This is a genomic window from Arthrobacter sp. NEB 688, from assembly GCF_013201035.1.
Taxonomy (GTDB): Bacteria; Actinomycetota; Actinomycetes; order Actinomycetales; family Dermatophilaceae; genus Phycicoccus.
This window is the reverse complement of record NZ_CP053707.1, coordinates 630,884-643,741: the sequence shown is the minus strand read 5'-3', so window position 1 is coordinate 643,741 and position 12,858 is coordinate 630,884. Positions and strand designations below refer to the sequence as shown.

General features: G+C 76.4%; 13 protein-coding genes. 8 read left to right on the top strand and 5 right to left on the bottom strand.

Going from position 1 to position 12,858, the window contains the following annotated elements; genetic code table 11:
* Nucleotides 1-12 precede the first annotated feature (12 nt).
* Entirely contained in the window at nucleotides 13-501 is a 489-nt protein-coding gene (locus HL663_RS03140; RefSeq protein ID WP_173027025.1) for a cupin domain-containing protein, read from the top strand.
* 97 nt (nucleotides 502-598) lie between these two features.
* Here HL663_RS03140 and HL663_RS03135 read toward each other — a convergent pair whose 3' ends face one another.
* Together HL663_RS03135 and HL663_RS03130 are read right to left on the bottom strand one after the other, a co-directional pair.
* Complete coding sequence (locus HL663_RS03135) at nucleotides 599-1,243, bottom strand: TVP38/TMEM64 family protein (RefSeq protein WP_173027024.1); 645 nt, start codon at nucleotides 1,241-1,243, stop codon at nucleotides 599-601.
* Between the two features lie 30 nt (nucleotides 1,244-1,273).
* Entirely contained in the window at nucleotides 1,274-2,707 is a 1,434-nt protein-coding gene (locus HL663_RS03130) for an MFS transporter (RefSeq protein WP_286175891.1), read from the bottom strand.
* A 149-nt stretch (nucleotides 2,708-2,856) separates the two neighbouring features.
* Here HL663_RS03130 and HL663_RS03125 point away from each other — a divergent pair, with 149 nt between their 5' ends.
* Both HL663_RS03125 and HL663_RS03120 read left to right on the top strand, forming a co-directional pair.
* Nucleotides 2,857-3,333, top strand: coding sequence for a tetratricopeptide repeat protein (locus tag HL663_RS03125; RefSeq protein ID WP_173027023.1), 477 nt, complete (start codon nucleotides 2,857-2,859; stop codon nucleotides 3,331-3,333).
* A complete protein-coding gene (locus HL663_RS03120; protein ID WP_173027022.1) occupies nucleotides 3,330-4,928 on the top strand; it encodes an LLM class flavin-dependent oxidoreductase in 1,599 nt (532 codons plus the stop codon). The genes HL663_RS03125 and HL663_RS03120 overlap by 4 nt, the downstream gene beginning before the upstream one ends.
* Before the next feature lie 105 nt (nucleotides 4,929-5,033).
* Here HL663_RS03120 and HL663_RS03115 read toward each other — a convergent pair whose 3' ends face one another.
* Nucleotides 5,034-5,609: a methylated-DNA--[protein]-cysteine S-methyltransferase gene (locus HL663_RS03115; RefSeq protein ID WP_173027021.1), complete on the bottom strand. Its 576-nt coding sequence runs from the start codon at nucleotides 5,607-5,609 to the stop codon at nucleotides 5,034-5,036.
* Complete coding sequence (locus tag HL663_RS03110) at nucleotides 5,606-6,094, bottom strand: RNA polymerase sigma factor (RefSeq protein WP_173027020.1); 489 nt, start codon at nucleotides 6,092-6,094, stop codon at nucleotides 5,606-5,608. Before HL663_RS03110 ends, HL663_RS03115 begins: the two co-directional genes overlap by 4 nt.
* 137 nt (nucleotides 6,095-6,231) lie before the next feature.
* On the opposite strand from HL663_RS03110, the gene HL663_RS03105 reads away from it, so the two are divergent.
* Genes HL663_RS03105 through HL663_RS03085 form a run of 5 tightly spaced genes read left to right on the top strand, consistent with a single transcriptional unit; the run spans nucleotide 6,232 to nucleotide 10,737 of the window.
* Nucleotides 6,232-7,050: a glycerophosphodiester phosphodiesterase gene (locus HL663_RS03105; protein WP_173027019.1), complete on the top strand. Its 819-nt coding sequence runs from the start codon at nucleotides 6,232-6,234 to the stop codon at nucleotides 7,048-7,050.
* Between the two features lie 9 nt (nucleotides 7,051-7,059).
* Complete coding sequence (locus HL663_RS03100; RefSeq protein ID WP_502709039.1) at nucleotides 7,060-7,551, top strand: ATP-binding protein; 492 nt, start codon at nucleotides 7,060-7,062, stop codon at nucleotides 7,549-7,551.
* Nucleotides 7,552-7,574: 23 nt separating this feature from the next.
* Nucleotides 7,575-8,465, top strand: a complete 891-nt coding sequence (locus HL663_RS03095; protein ID WP_173027018.1) for a DUF5926 family protein — start codon at nucleotides 7,575-7,577, stop codon at nucleotides 8,463-8,465.
* The gene (locus tag HL663_RS03090; RefSeq protein WP_173027017.1) at nucleotides 8,465-9,178 is read left to right on the top strand and encodes a glycosyltransferase; all 714 of its coding nucleotides are present in this window, start codon (nucleotides 8,465-8,467) and stop codon (nucleotides 9,176-9,178) included. The genes HL663_RS03095 and HL663_RS03090 overlap by 1 nt, the downstream gene beginning before the upstream one ends.
* A complete protein-coding gene (locus HL663_RS03085) occupies nucleotides 9,163-10,737 on the top strand; it encodes an MptA/MptB family glycosyltransferase (protein WP_173027016.1) in 1,575 nt (524 codons plus the stop codon). The genes HL663_RS03090 and HL663_RS03085 overlap by 16 nt, the downstream gene beginning before the upstream one ends.
* Here HL663_RS03085 and HL663_RS03080 read toward each other — a convergent pair.
* Complete coding sequence (locus tag HL663_RS03080) at nucleotides 10,655-12,823, bottom strand: alkaline phosphatase family protein (protein WP_173027015.1); 2,169 nt, start codon at nucleotides 12,821-12,823, stop codon at nucleotides 10,655-10,657. The genes HL663_RS03085 and HL663_RS03080 overlap by 83 nt on opposite strands.
* Nucleotides 12,824-12,858 lie beyond the last annotated feature (35 nt).

Sequence of the window (12,858 nt, the reverse complement as noted above, 5' to 3'; positions counted from 1 at the left end):
TACGGTCGGGGGATGGGGTACCCACCGCGGCTGTACGACGGGGACGACGGCGAGGTCTCGGCCTGGTCGGACACCGCCGACCGGCCGCCGGACCTGACCTACCCGAACGGCAACCGGGTGCACTACCTCGCCTCGGCGGCCTCGACCGGGGGCCTCTTCGGCCTCTACTGCTGGACCTTCGCCGGCCCGCCGAGCGGCCCGGGCCCGCACTTCCACCGGACGCTCAGCGAGTCGTTCCACGTCCTCGAGGGCGTCGTGCGCATCTTCGACGGCCGCGACTGGCTGCGCGCCGGCGCCGGGGACTTCGTCCACGTGCCGCCGGGCGGCGTCCACGGGTTCCGCAACGAGGACGGGCCCGCCCGGATGCTGCTGCACTTCGCCCCGGGCGCCCCGCGTGAGGGCTACTTCGAGGGGCTCGCGGCCGGCACCGACGGCTGGAACCGCGAGCGGTACGACGCGTTCATGGCCGAGCACGACAACATCTGGGTCGACGGCTCCTGACATCGCCCGCTCCACCGCGAACGTGTGTGAACTCGCCGGTGATCCCCGGCGAGTTCACACACGTTCGCGGGAGGGAGGGGTGCGGTGGGGGCGCGGGTCAGGGGTGGCGCGGGCCGAGGCGGCGGGCGAGGAGGCCGGCCGCGAGGAGCAGGACCACGCCGGCGCCCCCGGCGAGGACGATGGTGCTCGCGTCCTGGCCGGCCGACGCCCCGACGGCGACGTAGGCGACCGTCCCCGGGACGACGCCCAGCGCCGTGCCGAGGACGAAGTCGCGGCGCGCGACCCGGCTGACGCCCGCGCCCCAGTTGACGAGCGTGAAGGGCACGAGCGGCGTGAGCCGGGCGATGACGACCGCCAGCAGCCCGCGGTCGCGCAGCGCGGCGCGGACCCGCTCGACCCGCGCACCGGTGATCCCGTCGACCGCCCCGGCCCCGAGGCGGCCGGCGAGCTCGAAGGTCACCCAGGCGCTCGCGACCGCGCCGAGCCACGACAGCGCGCTGCCGGCGCCGAGGCCGAACAGCGCCCCGGCGATGCCCGCGAGGAGGTTCTTCGGCACCGGGACGAGGGTCAGCACGACGTGGAGGACGACGTAGACGACCGGCCCCCACGCCCCGCTGTCGGCGACCACGCGGCGCACCGTCCCGAGGTCGTCGCCGAGCAGGAGCACGGCCAGACCCCCGGCGAGCAGCACGCCGACGACAAGCCCGGCGAGGCGGACGCGGGCGGCGGTCGAGGAGGACATCCCGGCCAGCCTAGGCGTGACCGGGCGGGGTCAGGCGAGCCCGGAGGCGCGGTCGCCGGTGGAGCGCGAGCGCACGGCGACGACCCCGGCGGCGAGCACGACCGCGGTGATGACGCCGAACCCGAGGCGCGGCTCGAGGGGCACGAGGATGCCGATCGTCCCGCCGACCACCCAGAACGCCTGGAGGATCGTCTCGGACCACGAGAACACCCGGGCCCGGACGACCTCGGCGACGTCACGCTGGATGAGGGCGTCGAGGCAGAGCTTCGCGAGCTGCCCGAAGACGCCGCCCGCGAGCCCGACGAGCGCCAGCACCCACACCGAGTAGAAGAGCGCCGTCGCGAGGGCCGCGGCGAGTGCGACGACGGCGATGGCGCTGGCCATCACCTCGGGCGCGGGGGTCTCCTTGCGGTTGCCGATGAGCGACCCGAGGCCGTTGCCGACCCCGGCCGCCCCGGCGACGACGGCGAGCACGAGCGGTCCGCTCCACCCGGGGATCGGGTGCTCGCGCATGAGGAAGGTGAGGAAGAGGGTGAGGAAGCCGGTGAGCAGGCGCGCCCCCGTCGTCAGCCACAGCACGTAGCGGACGGGCACCGGCAGTGCCCGCAGCCGCCGCGCGCCGCGCTCGGGCGAGCCGATCGGCTCCTCGCCGACGGGCGTGCCGTCGACGTCGAGCTCGCCGAGGCTCGAGTCGATGCGCGCCGGCAGCCGGATGGCCATGACCGTCGCGACGACGAAGACGACGAACGCGACCCGCAGCGACCAGTCCGGCCCGATGCGGGAGGCCGCGCCGGCCAGCCCGCCGCCGATGACCATCCCGACGATCCCGGCGATGTTGAGGCGCGAGTTGGCGCTCACGAGACCGATGCCGGCGGGCAGCAGCCTCGGGACGGCCGCCGCCCGCGCCACGGCGTAGGACCGGGACGCGACGAGGCACCCGAGCGCGGCGGGGAAGAGCCACGGGCTGTCCTCGAGCACGGCCGAGGCCAGCACCCACGCGAGGAAGCCGCGCATCGCGAGGGTCGCGCCGAGCGCCCAGCGCCGGCCGTGCCGGAAGCGGTCGAGCAGCGGCCCGATGAGCGGCGCCAGCAGGAGGAAGGGCGCCATCGTCAGGAGGAGGAAGAGGGCGACGCGGCCGCGGGCCTCGTCGGTGGGCATCGCGAAGACGGTGCCGGCGAGGCTGACCGTGACCGCGGCGTCGCCCGCGACGTTGACGGCGTGCAGCTCGGTGAGCCGGGCGAGGCCGGTGTCGGCGGCGCCGTCGGCCCCCGCGAAGCGACGGAAGCGCTCGCCGGCGGCCCGGCCCCCGCGGCCGACGACCCGGGCCGAGGCAGCGCCCCCGCGGCCGACCGCGCGCAGGCTCCGACCGCCCCCGCGGCCGACGGCGCGGGCGCCGTCGGTGAACCGGCGCGGGCGCGCGGTGCGCGGCTCCTGCTCCGGTGGGGTGGAGGGCGGGACGGTCACGCCCCGATCCTGCCTCGTGCGGCCCGGGTCGTGGGGAACCGGTCCGGGGTCGTGTCCTCCTCGGGTGTGCTCGCGGCGGGCCGGCCGCACCCGGTCGCGGCGCCGCCGACCCACGGAACAGCCGCCGACGACGCGGCGTTGAGCGACGCATGACCACCTCCGAGACCGGCATGGCCGAGCGCTACCAGAGGGCCCGGGGGCTCTTCGAGCACGGCGAGTTCCAGGCCGCCGCGGAGGAGCTCTCGCAGCTCGTCGACACCAGCGCCTTCGAGCCGCCGCTGCACGGCACGACCGAGCTGCGGCTGCTCCTCGCGCGCTCGTACTTCCACTCGGCGCAGCTGCGGCGCGCCGAGACCGTGACCCGCGCGATCCTCGTCGACGACCCCGACGAGGCCTACGCCAACCTGCTCCTCGGGCGCACCCTCGAGCGCCAGGGGCGCGCGGCCGAGGCGAAGCCGCACCTCGTGATGGCCGAGCTGCTCGGTGGCTACGGCGACGAGGGCCGGCTGCCCCCGGCCGTCCGGGACGAGGGCGTCGGCGGGGTCGTCGACGTCGAGCCGCCGGACGGTGGCGGCGCCGACGGCGAGCGACCCGGCGACGACGAGCCGCACGCGGACCGCCCGTGACCGACCACGGGCACGCGCTCGAGTTCGGGATCTTCCCGACGCCCGAGGCCTCCTCGGCCGACCGTGTGCTCGAGCTCGCCCAGCTCGCGGACGTCCTCGGGCTCGACCTCGTCACCGTCCAGGACCACCCCTACCAGGCGCGCCACCTCGACGCGTGGACGCTCCTCTCGGTCATCGGCGCCCGGACGACCGCCGTCCGGGTCGCGCCGAACGTCGTCAACCTGCCGCTGCGTCCGCCGGCGGTGCTGGCGCAGTCCGTCGCGACCCTCGACGTCCTCACCGGCGGTCGGGTCGAGCTCGGCCTGGGCGCCGGCGCCTTCTGGGACGCGATCGAGGCGGCCGGCGGCACGCGCCTCTCGCCCGGCGAGGCCGTCGACGCGCTCGAGGAGGCCGTCGCGGTGCTGCGCGCGATGTGGTCGGGCGAGGGCACGGTCCGGGTCGACGGCCGCCACCACCGCGTCCACGGCCTCCACGCGGGCCCGGCGCCGGCGCACCCGGTCGGCATCTGGCTCGGGGCCTACAAGCCGCGGATGCTCCGCCTCACCGGGCGCCTGGCCGACGGCTGGCTGCCGAGCATGGGCTACGCCGACCCCGACGCCCTCGGCGCGATGAACGCCGTCGTCGACGAGGCCGCGCTCGAGGCCGGCCGCGCCCCCGAGGACGTCCGCCGGCTCTACAACGTCTTCCCGTCCCGCGGTGGCGGCAGCGGGCTGCGCGGCCGGGTGGGCGACTGGCCCGAGCAGCTGGCCGCGCTGACGCTCGAGCACGGGATGGCCACCTTCGTCCTCGGCGCCGACGACCCCGACCTCGTGCGGGCGTGGGCGCTGGAGGTCGCGCCGGCGACGCGCGAGCTCGTCGAGGCCGAGCGGGCCCGGGTCGCGGCCGAGCCCCTCGATGCCCCTGGGGCACCGGCCGAGGATGCCGTCGCGGACGACGCCGCGGTCGAGCGGACACCGGCTCCGGGCATCCCGGCTGCTGCTCGACCGGCCGCTGCCGCACCGCCGTTCGCGCCGACCCCCGACGACGGCCGGCGGCTGACCGGTGCGCTGCCGTGGGACGAGGCCTCGCGTCCCCGCTACCCCGACATCGCCGACTCCTCGGGCTACACGGAGGCGCAGCTGGCCGTGCCGCGCCACCTCGTCGACGTCCACGACCACCTGCGCTCCGAGCTCGCGCAGGTCCGCGACGTCGTCGACCAGGTGGCCCGCGGGATGCTCTCGGTCGGCTCGGCGCGCTCGGCCGTCAACGCGATGACGATGCGCCAGAACCAGTGGACGCTCGGCGCCTACTGCGAGTCGTACTGCCGGATCGTCACGGGGCACCACTCCCTCGAGGACGCCTCGATCTTCCCGCACCTGCGCTGGACCGACCCCGCCGCGGCCCCGGTCATCGCCCGGCTCGAGGAGGAGCACGAGGTCATCCACGACGTGCTCGACGACGTGGACCGGGCGCTCGTGGCCCTCGTCGCCGACGAGCCCGGGGCGATGGACCGGCTGCGGCACGTCGTCGACGTGCTGACCGACACCCTCCTGTCGCACCTGGCGTACGAGGAGCGCGAGCTGATGCACCCCCTCGCCCGCCACGGCTTCCACTGACCCCGTTTCCCGACTGATTGCGAGTTCCGCCGCTCGACACGCCTGCGGACGGCGCGTCGGGCGGCGGAACTCGCAATCAGTGCCGGAAGAAGGGGGAGTGGGGGGTCAGGGGTGGGCGGCCTCGAGGGCGAGGAGGTGCTCCTTGGCCTGCGGGCCGCCGGCGTACCCGCCGACCCCGCCGGCCGCCGGGAGCACCCGGTGGCAGGGCAGCGTGACGCACAGCGGGTTGCCGCCGAGCGCGGTGCCGACGGCCCGGGCGGCCCCGGGGTGGTCGACCGCGGCGGCCAGCGCGGCGTAGGTCGTCCGCTCGCCGTACCCGACCCGCGCCGCGAGCCCGGTCAGCACCTCGCGCTGGAACGCCGTCGCGAGCGCGAGGTCGGCCTCGACCTCGACCCGCCGGGTGCGGCCCGCGAGGTAGTCGGCCAGCGCCCGCCGGGCGAGGTCGGTGGGGGCCGGATGGCGCAGCACCCGCGGGCTGACGGACGCCGCGAGGCGCGCCAGCCAGCGCTCCTCGGCGGCGTCGTCCGGCGCGAACGCGGTCGCCAGGACCCGCCCGTCGTCCCGGACGGCGACGAGCATCCGGCCGACGTCGGTGTCGTCGAGGACGTACGAGACGTCGGTCGGGGCCAGGCGGGGCGGGCCGGCGAGCGGCGGGGCGAAGGCGGTGAAGGGGTCGGTCATCGGAGGTCCTCCGGGTCGGTGAGGGTCAGGCGCAGGGCCACCAGGGCGTCGCTGACGAGCCGCCGGCTCATCCCCGGCGTCGTGCCGAGGGCGGCGGCGACGGCGCGGTGGTCGAGGTCGCCGACGAAGCGCAGGACGACGGCGTCCCGCTGCCGGGGCGGCAGGGCGGCCACGCGGGCCCAGAGCGCCCCGTCCGGGTCGGCCGGAGCCGGGACGAGCGGTGCCTCGGCGAGCGCCGCCGGGTCCTCGTGGGGGGTGGTGCGCCGGGCCGCGCGGTGGTGGTCCATCGCGCAGCGGTGGGTGACGGTGAGGAGCCACGAGCGCAGGTTGCGGGCGTGGGTGAGCCGCGGGTAGGCGGCCAGGGCCTGGGTCCACGCCTGCTGCGCGACGTCGTCGGCGTGCACGGGGCCGACGAGCCCGTGGGCGAGACGGGCGACGTCGCGCCAGTGCTCGTCGACGAGGTGCTGGAAGGGCGGGAGGCTCACGATGGTCCAACGGTAGGGCGGCGCGGAGTGTGAGCGCCCGCTCCCGGTGCCGGCGCACCCGCACGGCACCGGCCGAACGGCGTGTCCCGACCCCCCGGGATGACGCGGAGCCCCCTGACCGGGAATGATGGTCTCCCGTGACCGTCGAGCAGCAGACGACCACCCGCCCCCTCGTCGTGGCGCACCGCGGCGCCAGCGCGGAGGAGGCCGAGCACACGCTCCGGGCCTACCGCAAGGCGTTCGACCACGGCGCCGACGGCGTCGAGTGCGACGTGCGCCTGACCGCCGACCACCACCTGGTCTGCGTCCACGACCGGCGGGTCGAGCGGACCTCCAACGGCAGCGGCGCCGTCTCGACCCTCGAGCTCGCCCGGCTCGAGCAGCTGGACTGGGCGTCGTGGAAGAGCGGCCCGGGCGAGTCCGAGCAGCCGGAGTCCGACCCCGAGCGCGGCCACCTGCTGACCCTGCGGCGCCTCCTCGACACCCTCGTCGACACCGGGGACGAGGTGCTCACCCTCATCGAGACCAAGCATCCGACCCGGCACGGCGACGACGTCGAGAAGACGCTCGTCCAGGTGCTGCGCTTCTTCGACCTCGACCGGGGCGACCGGCCGGGCCGCCCGCACGTGCGGGTGATGTCCTTCTCGGCGCGGGCCCTCCTGCGGGTCCACCGCCTCTCGCCCGAGATCCCGCTGGTCCACCTCATCTCGGCCCGCGGCCGCACCCTGCCGCTCGACGGCGAGCTGCCGAAGGGCATCGGCACGGTCGGTCTCGACGTCGCGTTCCTGCGCCGCAAGCCCTCGGTCGTCGAGAAGTACCGCCGCCACGGGCACCAGGTCTTCGTCTGGACGGTCGACGACGAGGCCGACATGGACCTGTGCCGCGACCTCGGCGTCGACGTCGTCATCACCAACCGCCCCAAGACGGCCATCGACCGGCTCGGGGGCACGTTGTAGCGTGACGCCGTGACCTCGGAGAACACACCCCTGACCCCCGTCGTCGAGGACGAGGCGCCCGGCGTCGTCGAGTCGTCCGGGCCCGGTGTCGACAGCATCATCTGCACCGTCCGCGTGCCCTCGGACGCCTCGTCGGTCGGGCGCGTCCGCCGCGCCATCGTCGTCGACCTCACGGCCCGTGACGTCGACGAGGAGCTCGTCGGCGAGGCCGAGATCGTCACCTCGGAGCTGCTGACCAACGCCGTGCGCCACGCGCGCCCGCTCTCGGACGGCACGATCCGGGTGCGCTGGAAGATCCGCGGCGACGTCGTCGAGGTCGAGGTGACTGACGGCGGTGGCGCGACCGTCCCGAAGCCGGCGCCGCGCACGGTGTGGCTCTCCTCCGGCCGCGGCCTGCGCATCGTGCGCGCGCTGGCCCACGAGTGGGGCGTGACCGAGGACCGCACGGGCAACGTCGTGTGGGCCACCCTCGGCGGGCCCAGCCGCCGCCGCGCCACCTGAGCGACGTCCCTTAGGGTGCTCGCATGGGCAAGGCATCGCGACGTCAGCGCGGCTCCGACCGCACCCCGAAGGCCGCGCGCCCCGCGCCGGCCCCGTTCGAGGCGCGGCCGTTCGCCGGCCTGCCCGGTGAGACCGACTGGGTCGCGATGCGCGAGATCCTCCCGGCCGCGACCGCGGTCGTCCGGGTCCGCCCCGAGCACCTGCCGGACGGCGCGCCGTCCGAGGTGACCGTCGCGACGGTCCTGCCGATGGCGTGGCCCGCGCTGCACCGCACCGACGGGACCGTGCTCATCGGCACGCAGTCGGGCAACGCGAGCGGTGACGCCTCGCGCGACCTCGCCGCCCAGCTGCTCGCCGGCCTCGCCGCCGCGCAGGGCACGCCGGTCACGGCCACCCCGCAGGTCACCGCCGACAGCCCCCGCCTCCAGGACCTCCTCGCCGACGACACGACCTTCGAGGTCACCGTCCACGAGGGCTTCGACTTCTGGGTCGAGGGCCAGGAGCTCGAGGGCGAGGCGCAGGAGTCGCTCGAGCGCGCCAACTCCTCGGTCGTCCCGACCGTCGCGATGACGTCCCTGCCGTCGGCCTACTGGGTCCGCATCGGCGAGCGCGCGCACGTGCGGCTCGTCCTGCCCGAGGACGAGGACGTCGCGACCGACGCCCTCGCCCGCCTGCACGCCGCCGGTGACGACGGCCTCGGTGAGGGCACCCGCCTCCTCGGCGCCTTCCGGGCCGGCGGCCTGCTCGTCCCCGTCTGGGACCTCGACCCCGAGCTCGAGGCCGGTGACCACGAGTCCGAGCTCGCCGCGTTCGGTGAGCGCTACCGCGCCGCGCTGGCGGTCGACGCGCCCCTGACCCCCGACGAGCGCCGCGCCCGCTCGGGGCTGCTCAGCCGCCAGGTCACGCTCCGCTGATGGTCGGGGTCGCGGCGGTCGTCCCCTGCAAGGACGAGGCCGACCGCATCGGGGCCACCGTCGCGGCGGTCGCCGCGCTCGACGTCGTGACCCGGGTCGTCGTCGTCGACGACGGCAGCTCCGACGGCACGACCGCGGCCGCCGAGGCAGCGGGCGCGGACGTCGTGCGCCACACCGTCAACCGCGGCAAGGCGGCGGCCCTGCAGACCGGGGTGGCCCGCGTCCGCGAGCTCGAGGCCGCGGCCGGCGAGGCCCCGGCCGCCCTGCTCTTCGTCGACGGCGACCTCCAGGAGACCGCGTCCGCGCTCGGGGTCCTCACGGATGCCGTGCTCGACGGCACCGCGGACATGACGATCGCGACGCTGCCCGCGCAGATCACCTCGGGGGGCGGGCGCGGGCTCGTCGTCGGGCTCGCGCGGCAGGGCATCGAGCACCTCACGGGTTTCCGTGCGGTGCAGCCGCTCTCGGGGATGCGCTGCATCTCGCCGGCGGCCTACGAGGCCGCGTCGCCGCTCGCGCGTGGCTGGGGGGTCGAGACGGCGCTGACGGTGGACGTGCTGCGGGCGGGGCTGCGCGTCCTCGAGGTGCCGTGCGAGCTCCAGCACCGGGTGAGCGGCAGCGACTGGCGCGGCCAGCTGCACCGGGCCGGCCAGTACCGCGACGTGTGGCTGGCCCTGGTCCGGCGCGGTTGGCGACCGTGGCAGCGGGGCTGAGCGCCGCCCGGCCCCACCCACCGACCGTCGCGTCGGACGGTCCGTCACGCACCGACACGGTGCGCCGGGTGCTCCTCGGCGCCTCCGTGGCGCTCCTGCTCGTGGTCGGGCTCGCCCGGCCGAACGCCGCCCAGCCCGACCTCGCCCCGCGCGGCTGGGCGCCCGGCACGCTCGTCCCGCTCGACCTCTCGCCGGCCGTCGTCACCGGGGTGCTGTGGGCCGCCTACCTCGTCGGTGCCGCAGCGGTCGTCCTCGGGCTGCGGTCGGGCACACCGGCCCTGCGGGGATGGCGGGTGCCGGGTGCGCTGGCCGTCGCGGCCCTGCTGACCGCCCCCTTCGGCTCCGCCGACCACGTCAGCTACGTCGCCTACGGGCGCATCCTCGCCACCGGCGGCAACCCGTGGGTCGAGTCGCCGGCCGCCTGGATGGGGGGCGCCGACCCCGTCACGAGCCGGGTCGAGGCGCCGTGGACCGAGGAGCCGAGCGTCTACGGGCCCTTCGCCACGCTGCTGCACGGATTGTCGGCGATCGTCGGCGGCCCGCAGCTGCGCCAGGAGGTCTGGGTCTGGCAGGTGGTCGTCGTCCTCTCCTGGCTCGCGGCGCGGTGGGCCCTGCGGACCTCGCTGCCCGCGCGCCTGCACGGCCGGGTCGACGCCGCGTGGACGCTCAACCCGCTCGTGCTCGGGGCCGGGGTGCTCGGGGCGCACGTCGACGTCGTCGCCGCGGCGCTCCTCGTCGTGGCGGTCGCCCTCCTCGTCCGCGTGCCCGGCCCGGTCGGGCTCGTCGGCGCCGGTGGGGTGCTGGCGCTCGCGGCCTCGACCAAGGTGACGTACGGGGTCGGCCTGCTGGCCGTCGCGGCGGCCCTCTGGCTGGTCCGCGAGCGGTCGGCGCCGGCGGTTGCCACGGTGCGTCGTGTGGCGCTGCTCGTCGGGGGGTTCGTGCTCGTCGCCGGCCTGCTCCAGCTCTGGGGCGGGTCGCACGTCTACGACCAGCTGCTGCGCTCGCGGCAGGCGGTCTCGCTCGCGACGCCGTGGCGCCCGCTGCTCGAGGCGCTGCGCCCGTCCCTCGGCAACGCCGACGCCCGGACGCTGGTCAGCCCCGGGGCCGCCCTCCTCGCGGTCGTGCTGGCGGTGCTGCTGGGGCGGGCCTCCCGGGGCGTCGTCCGGGCCGACGACCCCGCCCCGCACCGCCTCGCCGCCACCGCCCTGCGCTGGACGGCCGTCCTCTCGCTGGCGTACTCGCTCGCCGCCCCCTACTCGCTGCCCTGGTACGACGTCCTCGTCTGGGCCGCGCTGCCGGCGCTCGCCGCCGGCTGGGTCGACCGGCTCGCCCTCGCCCGGCTGCTCGTCATGTGCCTCGCGTACGTCCCCGGTCGCGTGCTCGGGATGACGCCGGGCGTGGAGTCGGTGACCCTGGGCTTACGGCGCGAGGTCGCGCCGTGGCTCTCGCTCGGGGTCTGGCTGGCGGCCGTCGGGGTCAGCGTCGCCGTCGGCCGGCGCGGGTCGGCGCGCTCGTCCGCGTCTCCTCCAGCAGGTACCCCACCGACACGGACACGATGAGCGGTACGGCGAGCGTCGCCCCCACGGCGGGGATGGCCACGCCGGAGTCGTTGACCGCGAACCCGATCGCCAGCACGAGGAACAGGGCGACGAGGCCCGGGCGGAAGGTCGGCGCGGCGTCGAACGAGCGCTGCAGCGAGCGCGAGCCCCACGAGGTCGGCCGCGCGAGGACGTAGGCGACGAAGAGCAGGGCCGCCGGCACGAGGAGCGTCAGCGGTGCGTTCTCGCGGAGGATCTGGAGGTTCTGCTCGGCCTTGCGCACGACGATGTCGTCGGCCGTCCCGTCGATGATCGCCTGGACGAAGCGGCCGAGGTGCGTGCGGCTGCCGGGCGCCCGCAGCCAGTCGGCGCCCGCGGCGGCGAAGAACACGACGACGACGGAGACGACGATGAGCCCCCAGCGCTGCCACGTCAGCCGGATGCCGAGGATGGCCATCACGAGGTAGACGACCGCCGGCAGGAGCGCGGGCGGGCCGCCGAGGTCCGCGCCCCAGAACGGCGCGGCGTCGACGAGGAGCGCGACGAACCCGATGACGCCGACGGCGACGGCCGCCGCGACCCGCGCCCCGCGCAGGACGAGCACCGACGAGACCGCCGTCACGAGGAGGATCGCCGCCGTCCCGAAGAGCGCGAACGTCGGGTTGCCCATCCCGTAGAAGCGCCCGGCGACGACCGGCTGCAGGCCCATGAGCGACGACAGCTGCAGGCGCGACCCGGTCATGACGTCGACGGCGAGGACGACCGCGGTGACCGCCGAGACGAAGGCCATCGGGCCGAGCGGCCGCCGGCCCCACGGGCCCCGGAGGGCGACACCGGCGATCACGGCGACGAAGGCGAGGACGATGGCGACGACGGCGAGCATCTCGACCGGGAAGCGCCACCACGGCACGAGGTTGGCGAGGAAGGTCGAGACCGGCACCGCGGCGGCGGCGACCGAGAGCACCCGCACGCGGGTCAGGACGGTGGCCCGGGTCGCCTCGGAGCCCAGGCGCCCCTTCCAGACGAGCAGGACGAGGAGGTAGACGACGAGCTGGCCGTAGGCGAAGACCTGGAAGAACGGCTCGACGAGGCCGTGGACGTCGTGGCTCGCCTCGTCGAGGTCGCGCAGGTGGGTCAGCCGCTCGAGCGCCCGGCGCTCGGAGCCGTCCGGCGCGGGGTCGGTCGTCAGCGGCGAGCCGGCGACCGAGTCGGGGACGGGGAGGCCGACCGCGGCGAGGACGGTCGCGGTGAGGTCGGGCGCCTGCGCGAGGCCGTCCTGGCGGGTCGAGCCCGAGACGAGGGTGCCGGGGCCGAAGTGCGGGCCGCGGGCGAGGACCATCCGCAGCCGTTCGGACAGGCCCGCGTCCGAGAGGCTCGCGACGACGAAGTCGGCGCCGTTGGGGCCGGCCTCGACGACCTCGCCGATGCGCTGGTCGACGGCGCGCACCTGCTCGACGCGCGAGCCGGTGGCCTGCTCGCCGGGCGCGAGGTCGTCGGGGTCGCGGACCGACCCGACGTCGACGAGCGTCACGGGGCAGGTGTTGAGGTCGACGAGCAGGTCGGCCGGGACGAGGTCCGCGTGCTGCGCGACGCGCCCGTCCGGCAGGGCCCCGCCGAGCGCGGCGTACGGGCCGACCGTCGCGACGCACATCTTCGCCGCGTCGACCTGCTGCGCGAGGAGCCCCAGCCGGGTGTCGAACTTCTCGGCGGCGGCGGCCGCCTCGTACTGCGGCCACTCGGTGACCCGGCCGTCCTGCACGGTCGGCGGGCCGGGGCACGGGCGGTCGGCGGGGTTCGCCGCCGCCCCGGTGCGCGGGACCGCGGCGCGCGAGCCGGCCGACAGGCCGAGCCAGCCGTCGCCGGGGCAGGTGTTCGACGACACCGAGCGCACCGACAGGGTGGCGCCGGAGCCGCCCCGGAGCATCGTCCAGAGGTTCGGGGTGTCCCGCGCGTTGACGTCGGACCAGGAGAGGCCGCCGGTGCCGACGAGGACGACGGCGCCCGTGGGCTCGCGTGCGGGGGTGGCCGCGGAACCCGGGACGGCGAGGAGGAGCCCGCCGACGACGGCCACCAGGGCCACGGCGACGGCGAGGGCTCTGCGGGTCACGCGGCCCAAGGGTAACGACCCGTGGTGAGAATGGT